Source organism: Microbacterium sp. 10M-3C3 (assembly GCF_003931875.1).
Taxonomy (GTDB): domain Bacteria; phylum Actinomycetota; class Actinomycetes; order Actinomycetales; family Microbacteriaceae; genus Microbacterium.
In genome coordinates, this window is sequence record NZ_CP034245.1 from 3,085,853 (window position 1) to 3,110,211 (window position 24,359).

The window sequence follows — 24,359 nt, forward strand, 5'->3', positions numbered from 1 at the left end:
GTCAGTCGCCCTCGCGCATCGGCACCCGCACGCCCCGTTCGTCGGCGGTGGCGATCGCCTCGTCGTAGCCGGCGTCCACGTGCCGCAGCACACCCATGCCGGGGTCGTTGCGCAGCACGCGGGCGATCTTCTCCCCCGCCAGCGCAGTGCCGTCGGCGACCGTGACCTGGCCGGCGTGGATGCTGCGGCCGATGCCGACCCCGCCGCCGTGGTGGATCGACACCCAGCTCGCGCCCGAGGCGGTGTTGACGAGCGCGTTCAGCAGCGGCCAGTCGGCGATCGCGTCGGAGCCGTCCTTCATCGCCTCGGTCTCCCGGTACGGGCTCGCGACCGAGCCGGAGTCGAGGTGGTCGCGGCCGATCGCGAGCGGCGCGGCGAGCTCGCCCGACGCGACCATGTCGTTGAAGCGGAGCCCCGCGACATCCCGCTCGCCGTACCCGAGCCAGCAGATGCGGGCGGGAAGGCCCTGGAAATGCACCTTCTCGCGCGCGAGGCGGATCCAGCGGGCGAGCGACGCGTTCTCGGGGAACAGCTCCAGCACCGCCGCATCCGTCTTGGCGATGTCGGATGCCTCGCCGCTGAGCGCCGCCCAGCGGAACGGCCCCTTGCCCTCGGCGAACAGCGGCCGGATGTACGCCGGCACGAAGCCGGGGAACGCGAACGCGTCGGCGTAGCCGGCGGCCTTCGCCTCGGTGCGGATGTTGTTGCCGTAGTCGAAAACCTCGGCGCCGGCCCGCTGGAACCCGACCATCGCCTCGACGTGCACCGCCATCGACTCCCGCGCCCGCTGCACGAAGCCGGGGTCCCGGCGGGCGTCGGCCCCGTCCTCGAACGCGACACCGATCGGCAGGTACGCGAGCGGGTCGTGCGCGCTCGTCTGGTCGGTGACGATGTCGATCTCGGCACCCCGGGCGAGGAGCTCCGGCAGCACCTCGGCGGCGTTGCCGAGCACGCCGATCGACAGCGGCCGCTCGGCGTCGCGCGCCGCGTACGCCTGGGCGAGCGCGTCGTCGAGGCTGTCGGCCTGCACGTCCAGGTAGCCGTGCGCGATGCGGCGGGCGATGCGCGACGGGTCGACGTCGACGCAGATCGCGACGCCGTCGTTCATCGTGACGGCGAGCGGCTGCGCGCCGCCCATGCCGCCCAGGCCCGCGGTGAGGGTGATCGTGCCGGCGAGGCTCCCGCCGAAGCGCTGCGCCGCGACCGCGGCGAAGGTCTCGTACGTGCCCTGCAGGATGCCCTGCGTGCCGATGTAGATCCACGACCCGGCGGTCATCTGCCCGTACATCGTGAGCCCGAGCTGCTCGAGGCGGCGGAACTCGTCCCAGGTCGCCCAGTCGCCGACGAGGTTCGAGTTCGCCAGCAGCACGCGCGGCGCCCACTCGTGCGTCTGCAGCACGCCGACCGGCTTCCCCGACTGCACGAGCAGCGTCTCGTCGCCGCGCAGGGTCTCCAGCGTCCGCATGATCGCGCGCAGGCTCGCGTGGTCGCGCGCCGCCTTGCCGGTGCCGCCGTAGACGACGAGCTGCTCGGGATGCTCGGCGACCTCCGGGTCGAGGTTGTTCTGCAGCATCCGCAGTGCCGCCTCCTGCGGCCAGCCGAGGGTGTGCAGCGTCGAGCCGCGATACGCACGGGTCATCGGTTCTCCTCCTTCGGGGCGACGCCCGCGGCGCGCACGACGGCACCGCTGGCGACCAGGTCGGTGGCCGCCGCGATCTCGGGCGACAGGTAGCGGTCGGGGCCGGGGCCCTCGACGCGCGTGCGCAGCTCGGCGACGACGCGCGCCGAGGCAGGGGCGGAGCCCTCGCCGCGCAGGTCGATCGCGCGCGCGGCGGTGAGCACCTCGATCGCGAGCACGCGCGTGAGGCCGTCGATCGCGCGGCGGAGCTTGCGCGCGGCGCTCCAGCCCATCGACACGTGGTCCTCCTGCATCGCGCTCGTCGGGATCGAGTCGACGGATGCGGGCACCGCGAGCCGCTTGAGCTCGCTGACGATTCCGGCCTGCGTGTACTGCGCGATCATGTGCCCGCTGTCGACGCCCGGATCTCCCGCGAGGAACGGCGGCAGCCCGTGGCTGCGCGCGCGGTCGAGCATCCGGTCGGTGCGCCGCTCGCTCATGCTCGCGACGTCGGCGGCCGCGATCGCGAGGAAGTCGAGCACGTAGCCGACGGGCGCACCGTGGAAGTTGCCGTTCGACTCGACGCGGTCGTCGAGCGTGACGACGGGGTTGTCGATCGCGCTCGCGAGCTCGCGTCCGGCGACCGTGCGCGCGTGCTCGACGGTGTCGCGCGCGGCGCCGTGCACCTGCGGCGCGCACCGCAGCGAATACGCGTCCTGCACGCGCGTGAAGCCGGTCGACCGGTGGGCGGCGATGACGGGCGAGCCCTCGAGCATCGCCCGCATGGCCGCGGCCGACGCGATCTGACCCGGGTGCGGCCGCAGGGCGTGCAGGTCGGCGGCGAAGACCGAGTCGGTGCCCGCGACGCCCTCGACGCTCATCGCCGCGGCGACATCGGCGGTGGCCAGCAGCAGATCGAGGTCGGTGATCGCGAGCGCCAGCATGCCGAGCATGCCGTCCGTGCCGTTGATGAGGGCGAGGCCCTCCTTCTCCTCGAGCACGAGCGGCTCGATGCCCGCGGCCTCCAACGCCGCGGCGGCGGGCATCCGCTTCCCCGCTGCGTCGCGCACGTCGCCTTCGCCCATCGCGGCGAGGGCGCAGTGCGCGAGCGGTGCGAGGTCGCCCGAGCAGCCGAGCGAGCCGTACTCGCCGACGATCGGGGTGATGCCGGCGTTCAGGAGCGCGGCGTAGGTCTCGGCCACGAGCGGGCGGACGCCGGTGCGCCCGGTCGCGAGCGTCGCCAGGCGCAGCAGCATCGTGCCCCGCACGACCTCACGCTCGACCTCGGGTCCCGCGCTCGCGGCGTGGCTGCGCACGAGCGAGCGCTGCAGCTGCCGACGGTCGGCGGGCGGGATGGGGGTCGTCGCGAGGGCGCCGAAGCCCGTCGACACGCCGTAGTGGGGCGCCGTGTCGCTCGCGAGTCGCTCGATCACGGCGCGGGTGTGCCGCATCCGCTCGAGGGCGTCGTCGCTCAGGCGCACGGGCGCCCCGTGGCGGGCGACGGCGACGGCGTCGGCGATGGCGAGGGGCGCGGTGCCCACGACGATGTCCTGCATGCCGCCAGTGAAGCCGGTCGGCGCTCGCTCGCGCGCCCGGTTCGGGCGATATGGTGTCTGGGATCTCAGACACTGCGGAGGTGGCGATGGCGGCTCCCGCTGCCCGATACGCGCTCCGGATGCTGCGACTCCTCGCGGAGCGCACCGCCCCCGTGCCCGCCGCGACCCTCGCGCGCGAGCTCGGAGTGCCGCGGTCGTCGCTGTACCAGCTGGCCCGCGCGATGATGGACGAGGGCTTCCTCGTGCACTACCCGGAGGAGCGCGCGTACGGGCTGTCGTCGCTCGTGTCGGAGATCGGAGCGGGGTCGCTCCACACCGACCGGCTGCGCGCCTGGCGCATCCGCTGCTCGAGCGGCTCGCCGCATCCGCCGCCCTCCCGGTCGTGGGGCATCTCGCCGTGCTCACCGGCGCGTCCGTCGCCGGGGCCGACGTGACGTATGTCGACCGGGTGTCGGCGCCGCGCGCGCCGACGACGGTGTCGAACGTCGGCGTGCGGCTGCCGGCGCACCTCACCGCAACCGGGCGTGCGGCGCTCGCGATGCTCTCCCGCGACCAGGTGCGGGCACTGTACCCGCACCGCGACGCGCTGTACCGGCGGGTGGGTCCGGGGCCGGCCACGCTCGGCGAGCTCGACGCGCTGCTACGCGACACCCGCCGACGCGGCTGGGCCCGCGAAGACGGCGAGATCACGGCCGGCTACGCCTCGGTCGCCGCCGCGGCGGTCGACCGCAACGGCTACCCCGTCGCATCCGTCGGCGTGACCTTCCGCGTGGAAAGCGCCGTGTCCGCGGGGGTGGAGACGGAGCGGGGCGCCGCCGTCGAGGCGGAGCTCGGCGCCGCCGTCGAGGCGGAGCTCGGCGCCGCCGTGCGGCACGCCGCCGCCGTCGAGGCGGGGCTCGGCGCCGCCGTGCGGCAGGCCGCCGTCGAGGCGGGGCTCGGCGCCGCCGTGCGGCAGGCCGCCGTCGAGGCGGGGCTCGGCGCCGCCGTGCGGCAGGCCGCCGCCGCGCTCACCGCGCGCCTCGCCGGCCGCTGACCCCGCCGCCGGCGCGCGCAGCGCGGCCGAACACAGGCGAATCGGCCGGATGCAGGAGGAATTCGCGCAGAACGTACTGATTCGGGCCGATTCGCCCGCACCGGGTGCGACGCCAGCCCGGACGCGGGCGCGGATGCGGACGCGGGCGCGGGCGCGGACGCGGACGCGGATGCGGCGAGCCGGACGTGGGCGACCATCGTGGAGCGGACGCGGACGCGGACGCGGACGCGGATGCGGCGAGCCGGACGTGGGCGACCATCCGTGGAGCGGATTTGGCGACGGACGCGGGCGCGGATGCGGCGAGCCGGAGCATCCGAATCCGCGGCCGCCGTCCGAGTCCGCGCTCGGCACGCGCGCACCGTCGGAGGATCGCGTCGGCGTCGGAGGATCCGCGCCCCACGCTCCGACGCACGCGCGAACCTCCGACGCAGCGGTCGCGGCGCGGCGCAGCGTGCGCGGCGGGGTCAGCGGCCCTTGACCGTGCCGAAGAGGCGCGCGATCGGCACGAGGACGAGCGGACGGGCGGCGATCCAGCCGGCGGCCATCACCACGAGCGATGCCACGAAGATCCAGAACCCCGTCCAGTTCACCGCATCCTGCGCCGCGTACATGTGGTTGAGGTTGCGGAGGGCGCCTGTCGCGAACACGAGCGCGACGTGTACGACGATGAACGCGACGAAGTACAGCATGACCGGGTAGTGCACCTTGCGCGCCCACTCGACCGGATACAGCCGGTTGAGAGTCGCCGCGTTCTTCGGCCACAGCCCCGACATGCGCACGCCCGTGACGATCGCCAGCGGCGCGGCGATGAACGTCGTCGCGAAGTACGCGAGCTGCTGCAGGCTGTTGTAGTTCACCCAGCCGTTCTCGGTCGGCCAGTCGAGCGACACGTACTGCAGGCCCGCCGAGATCGCGTTGGGGACGACCTCCCATGAGGTCGGCACGATGCGCATCCACTGGCCGGTCACGAAGAGCAGCACGATGAACACGACGCCGTTGAGCACCCACAGCAGGTCGATCGCCTGGTGCGTCCACAGCGCGAGGCTGATCTTGCGCTTCTTGTTGCCGCGCGGCGACCAGAAGATGCTGGGCCGCTTCTCGCGCCGCACCTGCAGCCCCGTGCGGATGATCAGCAGCATGAAGAAGCCGTTGAGGAAGTGCTGCCACCCGAGCCACGCCGGAAGCCCGACCGGCGCGCTCGCGGGCAGGTGGTACTCGCCGGGGAAGGCTGCGAGGAAGTCCTGACCCGCCGTCGTCGACAGCAGGAATCGCACTGCCGCGACCGCCATGCCCGCCGCGATCAGCAGCGCGGCGCCGACGACGAGCGTCGCACCCGCCCACTGGCCGCGCGTGTACGGTCCGATGCGGACCGGCTCGGGCGCCGGCGTGCGCGGGGCGGATGCGGCGGCCCCCGCCCGCACCGTGCGCGGGAACGGCAGCGGCGGCCGCGGTCCGTCGGGGACGGCCGGCGCTGCGGCGGACGCCGGGGCGAGCTCGACCGCGGATGCGGCGGGCGCCGGCGCGGCCGCGGCGGGCTCGGACGCCGGGGCCGGCGCATCCGTGTCGACCGACGCGGCAGCCGTGTGCGACGCCGCCCGCGGCGCCTCGGCGGGAGGGGCGACGGACGCGGGTGCGGCGATGCCCGCGGGCGGCCACGGCTCGCCGCCGGGCACGCGCGGCAGGCCGCGGCGCAGCATCCGCCCGCCCACCGCAGCGGTCGCGGCGACCTCGGTCTCGGGCGGCCGCGACGACCCGGCCTCCCGGACATCGGATGCGGCGGGCTCGGGCGCCGCGACCGGCGCGGCGTTGCGGGCGCCGCCCGCGCTCGCGGGCGCGAAGTCCGCGCCCGGCTGCACGAAATCCGCCCGCGATCCGGCGGACGCCGCCGCGGGCGGCCACGCCTCGCCGCCGGGCACACGCGGAAGGCCGCGGCGCAGCGCCGGTGCGGCGGCCGTCCGGGCGCGACCCGTGCTCGCGGGCGCAGCATCCACGGCCGGCGGCACCGGATCCGCCCGCAACCCGTCCGCTCCGGAGCCCGCTCCCTTCGCAACCGCCACCGCCGAGGATGCAGCGACCCCATCCGCAGCCGCCTCCGCCGGAGCCGGAGCGGGCTCGGCCGCGCCCACGGCATCGGCGGGAGGCCACGGCTCGCCGCCGCGCACGCGCGGCAAACCGCGCCGGAGCGCCGGGCTCACTTCTTGCGTTCCTCGAGCGCCGCGATCAGCTGCGGCACGACCGTGAAGACGTCGCCGACGACGCCGAAGTCGGCGATCGAGAAGATCGGGGCGTCGGGATCCTTGTTGATCGCGACGATGGTCTTGGCCGTCTGCATCCCCGCGCGGTGCTGGATCGCCCCGGATATGCCGAGGGCGACATACAGCTGCGGCGACACGGAGACGCCCGTCTGACCGACCTGCGCGGTCGAGGCGATGTACCCGGCGTCGACGGCCGCTCGCGAGGCGCCGACGGCGGCGCCGAGCGCGTCGGCGAGCTGCTCGACGAGCGCGAACCTCTCCGCCGAGCCGAGCCCGCGGCCGCCCGACACCACGCGCGCGGCCCCCCGCAGCTCGGGTCGGGCGGAGGTCGCGACAGCGGCCTCGAAGCCGTCGACGTGCGCGGCGGGCGCCCCGGATGCGGCGACGTCGAGACGCTCGATCGCGGGTGCGTCCACCCCGGCGGCGCGCGCGTCGACGGCCCCCTGGCGGACGGTCACCACGAGCGGGCCGAAGGTGGCGGCGGCGGTCGTCGTGTACGCACCGCCGTAGACGGAGTGCTCGGCGACGACGCCCTCGTCGTCGCGCACGACGCCGACCGCGTCGGCGGCGAGGGCGAGACGCAGGCGCGCGGCCAGGCGGCCCGCCGCATCGCGTCCCTCGATCGAGTTCGCCACGAGCACGGCGTCGGGCTGCACGGCCGCCACCGCGGCGGCGAGCGCGTCGACCACGGGGACGGTGAGCGCCGCGGCGTCGGCGTCGGCCACCAGGACGCGGGCGGCACCGAGCGCGCCCGCGGCGGCGGCGAGCGCGTCGCCGCTTCCCGCCGGCGCGACCACGAGCGCGACCGGCGTGCCGATACCGGCGGCGGCGCCGATCAGGCCCGCGGCCGACGACGCGAGCGCGCCGTCGGGCGTCGTCTCGGCGAGCACCAGGATGTCGTTCGTCATATCGTCGCCCCTCACGCCAGCCGGTTCTGCACGAGGAAGTCGGCGAGCTGCGTGCCCGCGTCTCCCTCGTCGACGATCTTCGTCCCCGCCGCGCGGGGCGGGCGCTGCGCGACCGACACCATGATCGCCCGCGGCACCGAGAAGTCCTCGGGGTCGACGCCGAGGTCGGCGGCCGTCAGCGTCTCGAACGGCTTCTTCTTGGCCGCCATGATGCCCTTGAAGTTCGGGAACCGGGCGTCCGGCAGCGCCTCGGTGATCGAGATCACGGCGGGAAGCGGCGCCGAGACCGACACCGTCCCGGCGTCGGACGCGCGCGTACCCGCGACGCGGTCGTCGGCGACGTCGACGCTCGTGAGCGCCGTCAGCTGCGGGAGGGCGAGGTGCTCGGCGAGCATCGCGGGGAGCACACCGCCCGCGCCGTCGGTGGAGAGGTTGCCGGTGACGACGAGATCGGCCCCGGCGCGACGGACGGCGGCGGCGAGCACGTCGGCGGTCAGCGACAGGTCGGCGCCGTGGAGCTTCTCGTCCGCCACGTGCACGGCGGAGCTCGCGCCCATCGCGAGAGCCTTCCGCAGCGTCGCAGCGGCCGACTCGGGGGCCATCATGATCGCGACGACCTCGGTGCCCGCGTGCGCGTCGGCGTACGACAGCGCGACCTCGAGCGCGCGCTCGCCGATCTCGTCGAGCACGGCCTCGGATGCACCGCGATCGGCCAGTCCGGTCTCCAGATCGAGGGTGCGATCCCCCCACGTGTCGGGCACTTCTTTCACGAGAACGACGATCCTCATCGATGGGGCTCCTCACGTCGGATCGAGTCTAGGCGGCGCGCCCGCCGCGCCCTCGGCGTGCCGGCGACGGCCGGATACCGTGGGCGCAGGGGAGGCGTCATGGTCAAGCGGCTGCGGGTGGATCCGATCGCCGAGGCGAAGCGGCAGTGGCTCGCGCACGGCTGGGATGCGGCGGCCGACGGCATGACGACGGTCATCTCGCTCGTGCGGGCGCAGCAGCTCGCGTTCGCGCGCATCGACGCCGCGCTGCGTCCGCTCGACCTCACCTTCGCGAGGTTCGAGCTGCTGCGGATGCTCGCCTTCACGCGGGAGGGCCGCATCCCGCTCGCGAGCGCCGTGGCCCGGCTGCAGGTGCACGCGACGAGCGTGACGAGCACGGTCGAGCGGCTCGCCCGCGACGGGCTCGTGCGCCGCGAGCCGCACCCGACCGACGGCCGGGCGGCCCTGCTCGTGCTGACCGACGCCGGACGCGCGCGCGTCGACGAGGCGACGACGGCGCTCAACGCCGTGTTCGCCGACCTCGGCTTCGACGACGGCGACGAGCGCGAACTCGTGCGCATCATCGCGCGGTTCCGCAGGAACGCCGGCGACTTCGCCGACCCCGCGCCGCAGCCGCCGCCCCTGTGAGCCGGCCCCGCATGACGGCCGGCCCGGCCGGCCGACCCGCGCGCGACGTGTCCCCGGCGCTCACCGGTGGGTGAACCCGGGGGCGCGCTTCTCGCGGAAGGCGGCCATGCCCTCCTTCTGGTCGGCGGTGGCGAACAGTGACGCGAACACGGTGCTCTCGTAGCGGAGCCCCTCCGCGAGCGGCGTCTCGAGTGCCGCATCCAGGGCCGCCTTCGCGGCGTACAGCGACGGCAGCGACCGCGCGGCGATCTGGTCGGCGACCTCCCCCGCGACCGTCAGCAGGTCGGCGGCGGGGACGACGCGCGAGACGAGGCCCGCCCGCTCGGCCTCGTCGGCCAGCATCCGGCGCCCGGTCAGCACGAGGTCGGCGGCCTTGTAGAAGCCGATCGCGCGCACGAGCCGCTGGCTGCCGCCCATTCCGGGGATGACGCCGAGCGTGATCTCCGGCTGGCCGAACTGCGCCGTGTCGGCGGCGAGCACGATGTCGCACATGAGGGCGAGCTCGCAGCCGCCGCCCAGGGCGTAGCCGGCGACGGCGGCGATCACCGGCGTGCGCACGGCCGCGAACCGGCTCCACGCGCCGAAGTGCTCGTCGAGCACCATGTCGACGGAGGACTTGCCCTCCATCTCCTTGATGTCGGCGCCGGCGGCGAACGCGCGCTCGGAGCCCGTCACGACGATCGCCCCGACGCCGCGGTCGGCGTCGAACGCCTCGGCGGCGGCCACGATCTCGCGCATCGCCTGCGTGTTCAGGGCGTTGAGCGCATCCGGGCGGTTCAGCGTGATCCAGCCGACGCGGCCCTTCTGCTCGACGATGATCGTCTCGTATGCCGTCATGACACCCCTCGCGCTGCGCTCTCCGACCGGATGGAGTGGATCACCCCGGAGAAATCCTGCCCGGCGCCGGGCCCGGATGCGAAGGCCTTGTAGATCTCGCGGGCGAGCAGCCCCATGCGGGCCTCGACGCCCGTCTCGGCGATCGCGCGCTCGGCGAGCCCGAGATCCTTGGCCATGAGCGCGCCGGCGAAGCCCGGGCGGTAGTCGTGCGACGCGGGACTGGTCGGCACGATGTCGGGCACGGGGCAGTTCACCGTGAGCGCCCAGCACTGCCCCGACGCGTGCGCCGCGACGTCGTACAGCGCTTCGGGCGCGAGGCCGAGCCGCTCGCCGAGGACGAAGGCCTCGGCCACGACGATCTGGCTGACGCCGAGGATCATGTTGTTGCACATCTTCGCCGCCTGCCCGAGGCCGGCGCCGCCGCAGTGGACGATGCGCGCGCCCATCGCCTCCAGCAGGGGCCGCACCTCGTCGAGGTCGGATGCGGCGCCGCCGACCATGAACGCGAGCGTGCCGTTCTCCGCCCCCACGACGCCGCCGGAGACCGGGGCGTCGAGGCTGCGGTGGCCGGCCGCCTCGGCGAGCGCGTGCGCCGCGCGCGCGTCGTCGACGGCGATCGTCGAGCAGTCGACGAAGAGGGTGCCGGACGCCGCGGCGGCGAGGAGGCCTACCGCGGCGTCGTCGCCGCGGTAGGCCGAGAGCACGTGCGCCCCCTCGGGGAACATCGTGAAGACGACCGCGGCGCCGGCCGCCGCATCCGCGCCCGACTCCGCGACCGCGAGGCCGCGCTCGCGCGCCGCATCACGGGCTGCCGGGACGACGTCGAACACCCTCACGTCGTGCCCGGCGGCGGCCAGATTCGCCGCCATCGGCAGGCCCATGTGTCCGAGGCCGAGGAAGGCGATGCGCCCGGTCATGCCGCCCGCCCGTCGGTGCCGCGAGCCTCGCTCCCCAGGACGCTCCGGGCGATCACGAGGCGCATGATCTCGTTCGTGCCCTCGAGGATCTGGTGCACGCGCAGGTCGCGCACGATCTTCTCGATGCCGTAGTCGGCGAGGTAGCCGTAGCCGCCGTGCAGCTGCAGCGCCTCGTTGGCGACGCGGAAGCCGACGTCTGTCGCGAAGCGCTTGGCCATCGCCGCGCGCGCCGACGCGTCGGGGGTGCCGGCGTCCACAGCGACCGCCGCGTCGTGCACGAGCAGGCGCGCAGCGCTCAGCTCGGTGGCCATGTCGGCGACCGCGAACATCACGGCCTGCTTCTGCGCGAGGGCCTCGCCGAACGTGAAGCGCTCGTGCACGTAGCGCACCGCGCGGTCCAGCGCCTCGCGGGCGCCGCCGAGCGAGCACGCGGCGATGTTGATGCGGCCGCCGTCGAGCGCCTGCATCGCGATCGCGAAACCGCGCCCCTCCGTGCCGAGCATCGCGGACGCCGGCACTCGGACCTCGTCGAGGATGACGGGGCGGGTGGGCTGCGCGCGCCAGCCCATCTTGTGCTCGGGCGGCCCGAACGAAAGCCCGTCGGCGTCGGCGGGCACGAGGAACGCGCTGATGCCGCGCGCACCCGGCTCGCCGGTGCGGGCCATGACGACGTACACGGCGGCCGAACCGGCGCCCGAGATGAACTGCTTGACGCCGGTCAGCACGAACTCGTCGCCCTGGCGGATGGCGGAGGTCGTGATGGCCGCCGCATCCGATCCGGCGCCGGGCTCGGTGAGGCAATACGCGCTCAGGTCGGTCATCGCCGCGAGACCCGGCAGCCAGCGCTTCCGCTGGTCGGGCGTGCCGTGGCGGTCGATCATCGTGGCGACCATGTTGTGGATCGAGATGTACGACGCGATCGCGGGGTCGGCCGCGGCGAGCTCCTCGAAGATCGGCACCGCGTCGGCGCGGCCGAGGCCCGTGCCGCCGACGTCGGGGCGCACGAACAGCGCGCCGAGCCCGAGCTCGCCGCCGCGGCGGAGGCTCTCGAGCGGCAGCTCCTCGTCCCGGTCGCGCTGGAGCGCGTGCGGGGCGAGTTCGGCGGCCGCGTACTCGCGGACGGCCTCGACGATGGCAGCTCGTTCCTCGTCGCTGATGGCGACCGGCTCGAGCACGGGGACAGGGGTGGCGTCCATGTGTCGTTCCTCTCGGATGCGGCGCCTTCGCCGCACCCGCCACATTACTAGGACGCCCTACTATCTCCTAGCCCGTCCGCGCTCCTTGCGCGGGGAAGGCGGGCGAATCGGCCGAATGCAGGACGAAAGGACGCGAGACCTGCTGCATCCGGCCGATTCGCCCTTTTTCGACGGCGACGGGGCGGATGTTCGCGCCGCGTTCACTCGGGCGTCACCGAGGGCGGGCAGGGTCGTCCGCGACCCCCGCGCGCGGCAACGCCAGGGGCCGATCCCGAACCCCCTGCACCGAGGACACGCATGCCTTCGACCCTCCTGCGCCGTGCCGTCGCGATCGCCGCGACCACCACGGCCGCCTGCTCGCTCGCGCTGACCGGCGCGACCGCGGCCTCCGCCGCGATCGTCTCGCCCGTCGTCTCCGACACCGCCGCCGGCGCACCGATCGGCGTCGCGCCGATCGGCACGTACGAGACCGGCTCCTACAAGGCCTCGGCCGCCGAGATCGTCCAGACGTACAGGAACCGCATCTTCACCGTCAACGCTCAGGCCGGCTCGGTGGACGTGCTCGACAGCAGTGACCCGACGAAGCCCGTGAAGCTGTTCTCGATCGGTGCGGCCGGCGTCGCGAACTCCCTCGCGATCCGCGACGACGGCCTCGGCGTGGTCGCGTTCGAGGCGACGACGAAGACCGATCCCGGATTCCTGCTGTTCTTCGACGCGAACAAGGACGGCGACGCGGCCAAGCTCGGCCAGGTGACGGTCGGCGCGCTCCCCGACATGGTGACGATCTCGAAGGACGGCGCCTACGCGGTCGTCGCCAACGAGGCCGAGCCCGCGAACGACTTCTCCGTGGACCCGGAGGGGTCCATCGGCGTCGTGAAGCTGCCGACGACGATCGCCTCGCCGGCCCAGAAGGACGTCGCGACGGCTGGCTTCCGCGCGTTCGAGCCCGGGGGCTCCAAGCCCCTCGACCCGCGGGTGCGCGTCTTCGGCCCCGACGTCGCCGCGCCCGGACAGGACCCCGCGACCCTCGCCACCAACCGCGTCAGCCGCAACCTCGAACCGGAGTACATCACGGTCGACGGCACCACTGCCTACGCGACGCTGCAGGAGGCGAACGCGATCGCCGTGGTCGACCTCGTCAAGGCCGAGGTGACCTCGATCCTCCCGCTCGGGTACAAGGACTTCGGCGTGGCCGGCAACGGCATCGATCCGTCCGACAAGGACGGCGCCGCCGACATCCGCGCCCTGCCCGGCGTGAAGGGCGTGTACATGCCCGACGCGATCGCCTCGTACAGCGCGAGCGTGGCCGGCAAGACCGGCACCTACCTCGTGACCGCCAACGAGGGCGACGGCCGCGAGTGGGGCTCGTTCATCGACGAGGCCCGCGTGAAGGACCTCGGCAAGAACGGCCTCGGCGCGATCTGCGCGACGAGCCCCCAGGCCTCGCAGACCGCCGACGCCCAGATCGGACGCCTCAAGATCATCACCGACCTCGGCAAGACCGCCGACGGCTGCTACGGCGAGCTGTACGCGTACGGCGGGCGCTCGTTCTCGATCTGGGACACGAAGGGCACGCTCGTCTTCGACTCGGGCGACCAGTTCGAGCAGACGCTCAAGCGCGTCGCGCCGCAGCTGTTCAACGTGTCGAACGACAACAACTCCGTCGACGACCGCAGCGACGACAAGGGCCCCGAGCCCGAGGGCGTCGTGATCGGCGTCGTCGACGGCCGGACCTACGCGTTCATCGGTCTCGAGCGCGCCGGCGGCGTGATGGTCTACGACATCACCGACCCCACGAAGGCCGCGTACGTCACGTACGTCAACAACCGCGACGCGACCAAGGACGTCAAGACCGCCGCCGCGGGCGACCTCGGCCCGGAGGGGCTGACCTTCGTCTCGGCCCTCCGCTCGCCCACCGCCTCGCCGCTGCTCGTGGTGGGCAACGAGGTGTCGGGCACGACGACGGTGTTCGACGTGCGCTCGCTCGTGGGCACGAAGCCCGATCTGCAGATCCTCTCGATCAACGACTTCCACGGCCGGCTCGTGCCGGAGACCGGCGGGGTCGCGGGCGCGGCCGTCGTGGCGGGCGCCGTCGAGAAGTACCGCCAGCAGAACCCGAACACGCTGCTCGTGTCGGCCGGCGACAACATCGGTGCGAGCGCGTTCGAGTCGTTCATCGACCAGGACAACCCCACCATTGACGCTCTGAAGGCCGCGACGCTGGATGTCAGCGCCGTGGGCAACCACGAGTTCGACCAGGGGTTCGACGACCTGACGGGGCGCGTCATCCCGCGCTACGCGACGGGTGAGCCCGACTCCGACGGCGGCAAGGACTTCGCCTTCGGCGCGAACGTGTACGTCAAGGGCACGAAGACCCCGGCCCTGAAGCCCTACACGATCAAGGACGTCGACGGCACGAAGGTGGCCTTCGTCGGCACCGTGACGGAGCAGACGGCCGGCATCGTCGACCCGTCCGGCATCGCCGGCATCGAGTTCGGCGACCAGGTCGAGGCGGCCAACCGGGAGGCGAAGAACGCGCGCAAGGCCGGTGCCGACATCGTCGTGCTGCTCGCCCACGAGGGCTCCGAAGGCACGGACTGCGCGGCCATCGCCACCGAGTCCGGCGACTACGGCGACCTCGTCCGCGGCGCATCGAAGGACATCGACGCGATCGTGTCGGGCCACACGCACCAGAAGTACGCGTGCGAGATCGGCGGGCGGCCGGTGATCCAGGCCGGCCAGTACGGCACGAACCTCGGCACCCTGGACATCGACCTCGACGACGCGGGCAAGCTCGTCTCCATCACGCCCGGCGTGCGGTCGCTGTACGACGCGACGGTGGGGCAGTACATCGCCTACCCGCAGCCGGCCACGGCCGCGATCGTCGCCCAGGCGCGTCAGACGGCGGACGTGAAGGGCCAGGTGGAGGTCGGGAAGATCACCGCCGACATCACCCGGGCCAAGACGGCGCAGGGCGGCGAGGACCGGGGCGCGTACTCGACGCTCGGCAATACCGTGGCGGACGTCTACCTGTGGGCCACGAGCGAGAACCCGGGCTTCAACGGCCAGGACGCGCAGATCGCGTTCATGAACCCGGGCGGCCTGCGCGCCGATCTCCTCTACGGCTCGGACAACGGCTCGGTCTCGTACCGCGAGGCTGCGAACGTGCAGCCCTTCGGCAACACGCTCGTGACCCTCTCGCTCACCGGCGCCCAGCTGAAGTCGGTGCTCGAGGAGCAGTGGCAGCCGGCGTCGGCGTCGCGTCCCGTGCTCGCGCTCGGCGTCTCGAAGGGCTTCGCGTTCGAGTACGACCCGAACGCCGTGAAGGGCTCGCGCATCGTGTCGATGCAGCTGAACGGCGTGAAGATCGACCCGAGCGCGTCGTACCGGGTCGTGACGAACTCGTTCCTCGCCGCCGGCGGCGACAACTTCACGTCGTTCGCGCAGGGCACCGGCAAGGCCGACTCGGGGCAGATCGACCTGCAGGCGACGGTGGACTTCTTCGCCGCGAAGAAGACGGTCGCCCCCTCGCCGCTCGGCCGCGCGTACCTCGTCGGCACGTCGCCCGTCGACGAAGGCACGTCGACCCCGCCCACCACTCCCACGCCCACCCCGTCGCCGACGGCGCCGGGTGCGGGCGCGCCGCCGGCCCCGGCGAACCCGGGCGGCAGCATCCCGGGTTCCGGCGTGCAGACCGGCGGCACGTGGGCGAAGGTCGCGCTCTCCAACGGCGGCCGTGTCGAGCAGGGCACGGCTCTGCAGGTCACCCTCACGGGGCTCACCCCGGGTCAGCGCGTCGCGGCGACGCTGTTCTCCACCCCGATCACGGTGTCGAACATCCCCGCGGCGGATGCGTCGGGCACGACCCGGTTCGCCGTGCAGATCCCGGCCGGGTTCGACCTCGGCGCGCACCGGCTCGTGATCACGACCGCCGGGCAGGACCCCATCCAGGTCGGGGTGACCGTCGTGCGCCCCGGAGCCCTCGCGGCCACCGGCGCCGAGACGCCGTGGGGCATCGCGCTGGCCGGCGCGCTCCTCCTGGTCGCCGGCGGCCTCGCCGTCACCCTGCGCAAGCGGCGGACCACCACCGCGTGACGACAGAACGGGCGACCGCTCGCGCGTGAACCGCAGGAGAATCGGTCGGATGCAGCACCAACGCGCGCGAAACCTGCTGCATCCGGCCGATTCGCCCGTTCTCGGCGCGAGGGGGCTCGCGTCCGCGCCGTGGTGGCGGGTGAGCCGCACGGTAGCGTGGAGCGAGTGAGTGCGGATCGCTACGTCGTCGCGACCGACGGCGCGTGCAAGGGAAATCCCGGGCCGACCGGGTGGGCGTGGGTCGGCGAAGACGGCGAATGGGCCGCCGGCGCGCTGCCCGTCGGCACGAACAACATCGGCGAGCTGCTGGGGCTCCTGCGCGCGATCGAAGACCACGCCGACGTGCGCGAGCTCGTCGTGCAGGCGGACTCGAAGTACGCGATCGACACGTACTCGAGCTGGATGGACGGCCATCGCCGGCGCGGCTGGAAGACCTCGACCGGCGCGCCGACGAAGAACCGCGACCTGCTCGAGAAGCTCATCGCCGCGCGCGACGCCCGCCGGGCCGCGGGGCTCCCGGATGTCGTGCTCGAGCACGTGCGCGGGCACTCGGGGCACGTCCTGAACGCGTGGGCCGACGAGCGCGCCGTGCGCGCGGCCGAGCACGCCGCGAAGGGCGTCGAGTCGGCGTGGTCGTCCCTCGGGTCGCACCCGAAGCTCGACGTGTCGACCGCGCCGCGCAACGGTCGCTGAGTCAGCCGTCCCAACGCCGAAGGAGCGCGGCGAGCGCCTGACCCCCGCCGATGCACATCGTCGCGACCGCATACTCCAGGTGGCGGCGGTGCAGGTCCATCGCGGCGCGCACCGTGAGGATCGCGCCGGTCGCACCGACGGGGTGGCCGAGCGCGATCGCACCGCCGTACGGGTTCGTCTTCTCGGGGTCGAGCCCGGCATCGCGGATCACCGCGACCGCCTGCGCCGCGAACGCCTCGTTGAGCTCGACCACATCGACGTCGGCGGGCGTCAAGCCGGTCTGCGCCCACAGCCGCTCGAGGGCGATGACCGGCGCGTAGCCCATGATCTCCGGCTCGATGCCGGCGGTCGCGACCGCCTCGATCGTCGCGAGCCCGGCGAGGCCCCGCTCGCGCGCGTCGCGCTCGCGCATCAGCACCGTGGCGGCGGCGCCGTCGTTGATGCCCGACGAGTTGCCCGCCGTGACCGTGCCGCCCGCGACGAACGCCGGCCGCAGCCCCCCGAGCACCTCGACGGTCGTTCCGGGCCGCGGATGCTCGTCGACCGCCACCTCGACGGGGCGCTTCCCGCCGGTCGTCACGGGGATGATCTCCTCGGCGAACGCCGCGCGCGCCGCATCCGTCGCCGCCCGCCGCTGGCTCTCGGCCGCGAATGCGTCCTGCTCCGCGCGCGTCACGCCGTACCGCTCGGCGACGGTCTCGGCCGTCGTGCCCATGTGCCGCCCGCTGAACGGGTCGGTGAGGATCGCGAGCGTCCCGTCGAGCAGCGTCCGGTCACCCAGGCGCGCGTTGCCGCGCGCGGAGAAGTCGAGGAAGGGGGTGCGCGACATGCTCTCGTCGCCGCCCGCGACGACGACGTTCACGCCGCCCCACAGCAGCTCCTGCGCCCCCGACCAGATCGCCTGCAGACCGGAGCCGCACAGCCGGTTGACGGTGAAGGCGGGGATGCGGGGGGCCAAGCCCGCCGCGAGCGCCACGCGTCGCGCGTTGTACGCGTCGGGCCCGTTCTGCGCGATGCATCCCATCACGACCTCGCCGACGTCGGCGCCGTCGACGGCCGACCGCTCGAGCGCGGCGGTCACCGCGCGTGCGCCGAGCTCGTACGCGTCGACCCCCGACAGCGCCCCGCCGAAGCTTCCGATCGGCGTGCGCGCCCCGGCGAGGATGACAACCCTGTCTCGCGTGTCCATGCCCCCACTCTGCCCCGAAAGCGCCCCCCAGAGGCGAGAGCACCTGTTCCGGGGAGCGGGATGGGCCACGACGGCGCACTCCGGGCGGCCTGCGGGTCATGAGCCGGCGCGGTGGTACTCCTCCAGCACAGCCGGCACGCCCTCGGACAGCATCCTCCGGCGCACGCGGCCGAGCAGGCGCGACATCGCGAAGCCGCCGACACCCGCGAAGCCCGTGTGCGACCACGTGAAGCGCGTGCCACGGGGCACCTCCTCCAAGCTGTACCGCACGTCGGTGACGCTGTCGGCGCCCTCTTCGCCACGCCACGTGTAGTGCAGCGCGTGTGGCGGGTCGACGGCGACGACCTCACAGAAGACCACGCCGGCCCACCCGATCGTGGGCCTGCCGACGAATCGGAACCGCGTGCCCGGTATGGCCGCGAACCCTTCCGGGCGACCGCCGCGCCCGGTCGTGGTCCAGCGGGCGACCAGCTCGGCCCGTGTCACGACGGCCCATACCTCGTCGACCGGATAGGGGTAGACACGGGTCACCGAATATCCCGACATGTCGGCTCCTCTCTCTCGGAGTCACGCAGTCTACCTACCGGTCGGTAGATTACCTCACGCAGGGTAGATAGAGTGAAGACATGGTTGGCGCGCGTGACACAGCACCTCGCCGCGGCCGCGGCGCGCAGACGCGCGAGTCCGCACGTCGCGCAGCGCTCCGTCTCTTCACCGAACGCGGCTACGACGCCACCTCGATGCGACAGATCGCCGACGAAGTGGGGATCAACAAGGCGTCGCTGTATTACTACTTCGCCAGCAAGGAGGCCATCGTCCAGTCGCTGCTCGACGAGCGGGGAGACGAAGCGGAGCGCCTCGTCGCCTGGGTGCGCGAGCAGCCGCAGTCCCGGACGCTCTTCGCTCAGGCCGTGATGCGGTGGGTGGAGTCGTTCACCGACGAGAAGCTGCAGGGGATCCGGTTCATGGCCGCGAATCCGCTGCTGCTGGCGCGCCTCGCGGACGATGAGACCCCTCGCGTCGCGAGCGGTCTTGCGCAGCTGGCAGAAGAACTCGCCCGCCTCCTGCCCCGACGAACGCCCACCGCCGTCGTCATGGTGCGGATGGCGCTCCTCTCGATCAACGCGGCCGTGCAGGCAGCCGCCTCCGCGGACGTGCCCGATGCCGCCGTCATCGAGGCCGCTCGCCGCGTGGCGCGCATCGTGACGGCCGACCTGGTCGGCGGCGCCGACGAGGACTCCGAGGAGGAGACGCATGCTTCGGCCTGAGCGCAGCGACAGAGTATTCACAAATTTGTGAAATGAGCGTAACGTCCCGCGCATGGACGCACCGATCCGTGTTCGCGGCCTCGTCAAGCGCTATGGCCGCACCCTCGCCCTCGACGGGCTCGACCTCGACGTCGCCCCCGGCGAGGTGCACGGCTTCCTCGGCCCGAACGGCGCCGGCAAGTCGACCACACTGCGCATCCTGCTCGGGCTCGTGCGCGCGACCTCCGGCGAGGTGCGGGTGCTCGGCGGCGATCCGTGGCACGACGCCGCGCGCCTGCACCGCCGCATCGCGTATGTGCCGGGCGACGTGAGCCTGTGGCCGAACCTTTCCGGCGGACAGGCGATCGACCTGCTCGCGGGCCTGCGCGGCACGCCGCGCGACGCGGCCTATCGCGCCGAGCGCGAGCGGCTGCTCCACGCGTTCGAGCTCGACCCGCGCAAGAGGGGCCGCGCGTACTCCAAGGGCAACCGGCAGAAGGTCGCGCTGGTCGCCGCGTTCGCCGCATCCGCCGACCTGTACGTCTTCGACGAGCCCACGAGCGGCCTCGACCCGCTCATGGAGGTCGTCTTCCAGCGGGAGCTGCAGCGCGTCAAGGACGCCGGCGAGACGGTGCTGCTGTCGAGCCACATCCTCTCCGAGGTCGAGCAGCTGTGCGACCGCGTGAGCATCGTGCGCGCGGGCCGCACCGTGGAGTCGGGCACGCTCGCCGACCTCCGCCACCTCACCCGCACGGAGGTGTCGTTCGAGGCCGCGGATGAGACGGCGGATGCGGCGTGGCTGGCCGCCGTCCCGGGCGCCCACGATCCCGTCGTGGCCGACGGGCGCGCGCGCTTCACGGTCGACAGCGACGCCGTCGCCGGCGTGCTGCCGACCCTCGCCGCCCACGACGTCGCGGGCCTGCGGATCGCCCCGCCGTCGCTCGAGGAGCTGTTCCTCCGGCACTACGCAGAGGGGGCGCCGGCGGCGGACGACGGCGCCGGCGGCGCGGACGCCGCGGCGCGTGCGCCGCTGCGCAGACGGGCACGGCGATGACGCGCTTCGTGCTGCTGTACGCGCAGCGCTGGCGTCGCGACCTCGTGCAGCTGACGCTGTGGATCGCCGGCACCGTGGCCCTGGCGGCCGCCGCGGACGCGGGGGTGGCGCAGCAGTTCGCGACCGCGCAGGACCGCGTGAACCTCCTCGCCGCGGTGCTCGCGAACCCGGTCATCCTGCTCTTCCGCGGCCTGCCGTCGGGGAGCGATCCGAGCGCGGTCATCGCGTTCCTGATCCTGCCGTTCCTCGCCCTCATGGCGGCCCTCATGAGCACGTTCCTGGCCGTGCGCCACACGCGCGGCGACGAGGAGCAGCAGCGCACCGAGCTCGTTGCGGCCACACCCGCCGGACGCGTGCGGCCGTTCGCGGCGACCGCCGCGCACGGCGTCCTCGCGAACGTCGTCGTCGGGGCGCTCGTGACCGCGACCTTCGTCGCGACCGGGCAGCCCGCCGCCGGCGCCCTCACGATCGGGACCGCGACGGGAGCGACGGGCATCGCCTTCCTCGCGCTCGCGCTCCTCGTCGCCCAGCTCGTGCGGACGTCGCGCGCGGCGAACGCGACGTCGGTGTGGGTCGTCATGATCGCGTACCTCGTGTGCGGCATCGGCAACGCGCTGGGCCGTCCGAGCGACGACCTGCAGAGCCTGCAGAGCGCGCCGCTGGCCTGGTTCTCGCCCTTCGGGTGGGCCGAGAACACCCGGCCGTGGACGACTGACGACCCCCGACCCCTTCTCGTGTCCCTCGCGCTCGCGGTCGTCGCGGTCGCGGTCGCCGTTTCCCTCCAGCGCGTGCGCGACGTCGGCGGCGCGCTGCTCCCCGAGCGGCGGGGGCCCGCCGCATCCGCGTCGCTGCGCGGTCCGGTTTCTCTCGCGTGGCGACTGTCGCGCGCGTCGACGCTCGGGTGGGCGATCGGCGGACTCGTGACCGGTCTGCTCGCGACCCGGCTCGCATCGGTGGTGTCGCAGCTGGGCGACACGATCGCCTCGGTGCAGGCGCTCGTCACGGCGTTGTCGGCCGACGGATCGCTCGAGCAGGGCGCGGTGGTGATCTTCTTCACGCTCGTCGGGGTGCTCGCAGCCTGCGCCGGCGTGCAGACCGTCATCCGTGCGCGGCAGGACGAGGCGCACGGGCTGGCCGAACCCGTGCGCGCGGGAGCGGTCGGACGGGTGGGCTGGGTCGCCTCGTACGGGGCCGTGGCGATCGTGGCCGTCGTCGCGACGACCGCGGCCGCCGTCCTCGGCGCCCTCGCAGGACTGGCCTCGCAGCAGGACCCGGACTGGTCGCTCGCCGGCGACGCCGTGGTCGCCGGCGCAGGGCAGCTGCCCGCCGCGCTCGTCTTCGTCGTCGTCACCGCGCTCGTCCTCGTCGTGGCGCCGCGCCTGACGATCCTCCTCGGCTGGACGCTCGTGCTGCTGGGGCTGCTGCTGGGTCTGTTCGGTCCGCTCCTCGGCCTGCCCGACGCCGTGGTGAACGCGTCGCCGATCGCCGTGACCCCGATCGTCGAGTCCGACGGGGTCGACGTGCGCGGCCTGTGGTGGCTCGTCGCCATCGCGGTCGCGGGCGGCGCGACCGCCCTCGCGCTCGCGCGCAGCCGTCAGCTGGAGGCAGACGGATGACGCCGCGCGAGCACCGGGCCCTCGACGCCGCGGAGCAGACGGCCGCGCTGCTGGCGTCGGCGGGCATGCCGCGGATGCCCTCGCGCGTGCTCGCCGCGCTCGTCGCCGCGCCGCCCGACGGCTACACCGCCGCGGAGCTCGGCGAGCGGCTGGGGATCAGCGCCGCCGCCGTGTCGGGGGCGGTGCGGTACCTGCAGACCGTGGGGGTCGCGCATCGGATGTCGCGCCCCGGCGAGCGCCGCGACCGGTACGTGCTCACCGACGACACGTGGTACGCCGCGCTCGCGGGGAAGAACCCCCTGTACGAGCAGCTCGCGCAGCTGCTGGACCGCATCGCCGCCGAGACCGACGACACCGGTCACGCCGCCGAGATGGCGCGCTTCTTCCGTTTCATCGCCGCGCGCATGCCCGAGATCCTCGAGGAGTGGGAGCGGGTGCGCGCCGACGAGTTCCCGCGCGGCTGACGCGCGTCGGCGCGGCTCGCCGAAAGTGCATCGTCCCCGCGAGAGGGCACGGCCGGGCGAGCGGTCTCGCCGCGATGATGCACTCTCGCGGTCAGGCCCACGCGCGCACGGCGGCGGATGCGGCGTCGAGCGCACGCACGGCGGCGCCGGGGTCTGTGCGGGCCTGCGCGAGGGCGGCGATGACGAGCGACGCGACCACCTCGGCGAGCGCCGCGGACGCGTCGTGCGCGAGGTCGGCGCGCGCCCGCGCGACGCCGGCCGCCACGCCCGCGCGCAGCTCCGCGGTGTAGCCCACGACGAGCGCGCGCACGTCGGGCTCGTCGTCGACGACGGGCGCGCACGCGGCGTTCAGCAGCAGGCAGCCCGAGCGCGCGCGGGGCGAGCCCGATGCGATGGCGGTGCGCATCTCGGCGAGATAGTCCGCGAGCGCGGTGGGCGCCGCATCCGGAACGAGGAGCGGGGCGAGGCGCGTGCGCACGACGTCGTCGAGGTACGCCGCGACGACGGCCTCGAAGACACCCTTCTTGCTTCCGAAGGCGTGGTACAGGCTCGAACGGGTGAGCCCGGTCGCCGCCTCGAGCTCGGCGACCCCGGTCTCGGCGTAGCCACGATCCCAGAACACGTCGCGCGCGGCGCGCACGACCGTGTCGTGATCGAACTGGGCGGTGCGACCCATTGGCGCGCTCCTCTCGGCAGACCTATAGTAGACCAGTCGTTACAAAATAACCGACCCCCGGAGACACCTCATGCGCGCACTCATCCACCACACCTTCGGCGCGCCCGACGCCGTGCTGCACGTCGGCGACGTCGAGCTCCCCCAGCCCGCCCCCGGCCAGGTGCGCGTGCGCACGATCCTCTCGCCCATCCACAACCACGACCTGTGGACCGTGCGCGGCACCTACGGCTACAAGCCCGAGCTGCCCGCGCGCTCCGGCACCGAGGCACTGGGCGTCGTCGATGCGCTCGGCGAGGGCGTCGACACGCTCGAGATCGGCCAGCGCGTCGCGACCGGCGGCACGTTCGGCGCGTGGGCGGAGTACTTCGTCGCGAAGGCGGCCGCGCTCATCCCGGTGCCCGACGGGCTGCCCGACGAGGCGGCGGCGCAGCTCGTGTCGATGCCGTTCAGCGCGATCAGCCTCATCGACTCCCTCGAGCTGAACCCGGGCGACTGGCTCGTGCAGAACGCCGCCAACGGCGCGGTCGGCCGGATGGTCGCGCAGATCGGCACGGCCCGCGGCCTGAACGTCATCGGGCTCGTCCGCCGGTCCGCCGGCGTCGAGGAGCTCGCCGCGCAGGGCATCGACCGCGTCGTCGCGACCGACGCCGACGACTGGCGCGACCGTGTCGCGGAGATCACCGGTGGTGCCCCGATCGTCGCGGGCGTCGACTCGGTGGGCGGCACGGCGAGCGGCGACGTGCTGTCGATCCTCGGCGAGAACGGCACGCTCGTCGTGTTCGGCGCGATGGACTCCCCCACGATGCAGCTCGCGTCGGGCGACGTCATCTTCCGTCAGGTGACCGTCACGGGCTTCTGGGGCAGCAAGGTGAGCACGAGCATGCCCCCCGCCAAGCGCGCCGAGCTGTTCGGCGAGCTCGGCGGCTACCTCGCCGACGGCACCGTGACCCTCCCCGTCGCGGGCACCTACGCGTTCGACGACGTCGCGGCCGCCGTGCGCGCCAGCGGCACGGCCGGGCGCGTGGGCAAGATCCTCTTGCGCCCCTGACGCGTTCTGGGCCGGACGGCGCGTGCGGACGGCGGCGCGTCAGGTGACGGCGTCGAGGTGCCCGGCGAGGGCGTCGAGCGCGGGACGCTGGCCCTTCACGAGCAGGTCGCGCGCGCGATCGAGTCCGACCCACTCAGCCCGATCGACCTCGGGGAAGCGCTGCATCCGCCCCGACCGCGGCGGCCACTCGAGCTCGAACTCGCCGAAGTCGAAGCCGGATGCGTCGAACCCGGCGCCGTCCGCGACGAACACCACGACCCTCTTGCCGCTCGAGTACGCGAACGTGCCGAGCTCGGCGAACGGGCCGTCCGGCGGCTCGGCGCCGAGCTCCTCGCGGAACTCACGGCGCGCCGCCTCCAGCGCCCCTTCGTCGTCGGGGTCGTACTCGCCCTTCGGGATCGACCACGCGCCGGCGTCCTTGGCCGCCCAGAACGGACCGCCCATGTGGGCGATGAGCACCTCGGCCGCGGTGGCGCCGACCCGAGGGCCGTCGGCGGCGAGCCGGTACAGCAGGATGCCGGCGCTCATCGCCCCCATCGTCG

22 protein-coding genes are annotated in these 24,359 nt (G+C 73.8%); 10 read left to right on the top strand and 12 right to left on the bottom strand.

What is annotated here, in order from left to right; all coding sequences use genetic code 11:
* Position 1 precedes the first annotated feature (1 nt).
* Together hutU and hutH are read right to left on the bottom strand one after the other, a co-directional pair.
* Positions 2-1,639, bottom strand: a complete 1,638-nt coding sequence (gene hutU / locus EI169_RS14960; protein ID WP_125133025.1) for a urocanate hydratase — start codon at positions 1,637-1,639, stop codon at positions 2-4.
* Positions 1,636-3,174 (bottom strand): histidine ammonia-lyase, encoded by a 1,539-nt coding sequence (hutH, locus tag EI169_RS14965; protein ID WP_125133026.1) that lies wholly within the window; start codon positions 3,172-3,174, stop codon positions 1,636-1,638. The genes hutU and hutH overlap by 4 nt, the downstream gene beginning before the upstream one ends.
* Positions 3,175-3,293: 119 nt before the next feature.
* Here hutH and EI169_RS16720 point away from each other — a divergent pair, with 119 nt between their 5' ends.
* Complete coding sequence (locus EI169_RS16720) at positions 3,294-3,608, top strand: helix-turn-helix domain-containing protein (protein ID WP_205783833.1); 315 nt, start codon at positions 3,294-3,296, stop codon at positions 3,606-3,608.
* Positions 3,557-4,207, top strand: coding sequence for an IclR family transcriptional regulator C-terminal domain-containing protein (locus EI169_RS14970; RefSeq protein WP_205783835.1), 651 nt, complete (start codon positions 3,557-3,559; stop codon positions 4,205-4,207). Before EI169_RS16720 ends, EI169_RS14970 begins: the two co-directional genes overlap by 52 nt.
* A gap of 464 nt (positions 4,208-4,671) precedes the next feature.
* On the opposite strand, the gene EI169_RS14975 is transcribed toward EI169_RS14970, so the two are convergent.
* The 3 genes from EI169_RS14975 to EI169_RS14985 all read right to left on the bottom strand — a co-directional run bounded on the left by EI169_RS14975 (position 4,672) and on the right by EI169_RS14985 (position 8,158).
* Positions 4,672-6,198: a cytochrome b/b6 domain-containing protein gene (locus EI169_RS14975; RefSeq protein WP_240640484.1), complete on the bottom strand. Its 1,527-nt coding sequence runs from the start codon at positions 6,196-6,198 to the stop codon at positions 4,672-4,674.
* Positions 6,199-6,398: 200 nt separating this feature from the next.
* A complete protein-coding gene (locus EI169_RS14980; protein WP_125133027.1) occupies positions 6,399-7,370 on the bottom strand; it encodes an electron transfer flavoprotein subunit alpha/FixB family protein in 972 nt (323 codons plus the stop codon).
* A gap of 11 nt (positions 7,371-7,381) precedes the next feature.
* Positions 7,382-8,158 carry an electron transfer flavoprotein subunit beta/FixA family protein gene (locus EI169_RS14985; protein ID WP_125133028.1) on the bottom strand — a complete coding sequence of 259 codons (777 nt, stop codon included), beginning with the start codon at positions 8,156-8,158 and terminating at the stop codon, positions 7,382-7,384.
* Positions 8,159-8,257: 99 nt separating this feature from the next.
* Here EI169_RS14985 and EI169_RS14990 point away from each other — a divergent pair, with 99 nt between their 5' ends.
* Positions 8,258-8,785 carry a MarR family transcriptional regulator gene (locus EI169_RS14990; protein WP_125133029.1) on the top strand — a complete coding sequence of 176 codons (528 nt, stop codon included), beginning with the start codon at positions 8,258-8,260 and terminating at the stop codon, positions 8,783-8,785.
* Positions 8,786-8,845: 60 nt separating this feature from the next.
* Here the strand turns inward: EI169_RS14990 and EI169_RS14995 are convergent, their stop codons facing one another.
* Genes EI169_RS14995 through EI169_RS15005 form a run of 3 tightly spaced genes read right to left on the bottom strand, consistent with a single transcriptional unit; the run spans position 8,846 to position 11,735 of the window.
* Positions 8,846-9,622, bottom strand: coding sequence for an enoyl-CoA hydratase-related protein (locus tag EI169_RS14995; RefSeq protein ID WP_125133030.1), 777 nt, complete (start codon positions 9,620-9,622; stop codon positions 8,846-8,848).
* Complete coding sequence (gene mmsB / locus EI169_RS15000) at positions 9,619-10,539, bottom strand: 3-hydroxyisobutyrate dehydrogenase (RefSeq protein WP_125133031.1); 921 nt, start codon at positions 10,537-10,539, stop codon at positions 9,619-9,621. The genes EI169_RS14995 and mmsB overlap by 4 nt, the downstream gene beginning before the upstream one ends.
* Positions 10,536-11,735: an acyl-CoA dehydrogenase family protein gene (locus tag EI169_RS15005; protein ID WP_125133032.1), complete on the bottom strand. Its 1,200-nt coding sequence runs from the start codon at positions 11,733-11,735 to the stop codon at positions 10,536-10,538. Before EI169_RS15005 ends, mmsB begins: the two co-directional genes overlap by 4 nt.
* Before the next feature lie 297 nt (positions 11,736-12,032).
* On the opposite strand from EI169_RS15005, the gene EI169_RS15010 reads away from it, so the two are divergent.
* The gene (locus tag EI169_RS15010; protein WP_125133033.1) at positions 12,033-15,830 is read left to right on the top strand and encodes a choice-of-anchor I family protein; all 3,798 of its coding nucleotides are present in this window, start codon (positions 12,033-12,035) and stop codon (positions 15,828-15,830) included.
* 165 nt (positions 15,831-15,995) lie between these two features.
* Positions 15,996-16,523, top strand: a complete 528-nt coding sequence (locus EI169_RS15015) for a ribonuclease H (RefSeq protein WP_125133034.1) — start codon at positions 15,996-15,998, stop codon at positions 16,521-16,523.
* Between the two features lies 1 nt (position 16,524).
* On the opposite strand, the gene EI169_RS15020 is transcribed toward EI169_RS15015, so the two are convergent.
* A complete protein-coding gene (locus tag EI169_RS15020; RefSeq protein WP_125133035.1) occupies positions 16,525-17,712 on the bottom strand; it encodes a thiolase family protein in 1,188 nt (395 codons plus the stop codon).
* Between the two features lie 96 nt (positions 17,713-17,808).
* A complete protein-coding gene (locus EI169_RS15025) occupies positions 17,809-18,258 on the bottom strand; it encodes an SRPBCC domain-containing protein (RefSeq protein WP_125133036.1) in 450 nt (149 codons plus the stop codon).
* Positions 18,259-18,338: 80 nt separating this feature from the next.
* On the opposite strand from EI169_RS15025, the gene EI169_RS16725 reads away from it, so the two are divergent.
* Genes EI169_RS16725 through EI169_RS15045 form a run of 4 tightly spaced genes read left to right on the top strand, consistent with a single transcriptional unit; the run spans position 18,339 to position 22,093 of the window.
* Positions 18,339-18,980, top strand: a complete 642-nt coding sequence (locus tag EI169_RS16725) for a TetR/AcrR family transcriptional regulator (protein ID WP_205783844.1) — start codon at positions 18,339-18,341, stop codon at positions 18,978-18,980.
* A gap of 52 nt (positions 18,981-19,032) precedes the next feature.
* The gene (locus EI169_RS15035) at positions 19,033-20,013 is read left to right on the top strand and encodes an ABC transporter ATP-binding protein (RefSeq protein ID WP_125133037.1); all 981 of its coding nucleotides are present in this window, start codon (positions 19,033-19,035) and stop codon (positions 20,011-20,013) included.
* Positions 20,010-21,629 (top strand): polyketide antibiotic transporter, encoded by a 1,620-nt coding sequence (locus tag EI169_RS15040; protein ID WP_125133038.1) that lies wholly within the window; start codon positions 20,010-20,012, stop codon positions 21,627-21,629. Before EI169_RS15035 ends, EI169_RS15040 begins: the two co-directional genes overlap by 4 nt.
* On the top strand, positions 21,626-22,093 hold the full coding sequence (locus EI169_RS15045; protein WP_125133039.1) for a MarR family transcriptional regulator: 468 nt from the start codon (positions 21,626-21,628) through the stop codon (positions 22,091-22,093). The genes EI169_RS15040 and EI169_RS15045 overlap by 4 nt, the downstream gene beginning before the upstream one ends.
* Before the next feature lie 91 nt (positions 22,094-22,184).
* Here the strand turns inward: EI169_RS15045 and EI169_RS15050 are convergent, their stop codons facing one another.
* The gene (locus EI169_RS15050; protein WP_125133040.1) at positions 22,185-22,769 is read right to left on the bottom strand and encodes a TetR/AcrR family transcriptional regulator; all 585 of its coding nucleotides are present in this window, start codon (positions 22,767-22,769) and stop codon (positions 22,185-22,187) included.
* Positions 22,770-22,839: 70 nt separating this feature from the next.
* Here EI169_RS15050 and EI169_RS15055 point away from each other — a divergent pair, with 70 nt between their 5' ends.
* Positions 22,840-23,817 carry a zinc-binding dehydrogenase gene (locus EI169_RS15055; RefSeq protein ID WP_125133041.1) on the top strand — a complete coding sequence of 326 codons (978 nt, stop codon included), beginning with the start codon at positions 22,840-22,842 and terminating at the stop codon, positions 23,815-23,817.
* Positions 23,818-23,856: 39 nt separating this feature from the next.
* Here the strand turns inward: EI169_RS15055 and EI169_RS15060 are convergent, their stop codons facing one another.
* On the bottom strand, positions 23,857-24,354 hold the full coding sequence (locus EI169_RS15060; protein ID WP_125133042.1) for an NUDIX domain-containing protein: 498 nt from the start codon (positions 24,352-24,354) through the stop codon (positions 23,857-23,859).
* Between the last annotated feature and the right edge of the window lie 5 nt (positions 24,355-24,359).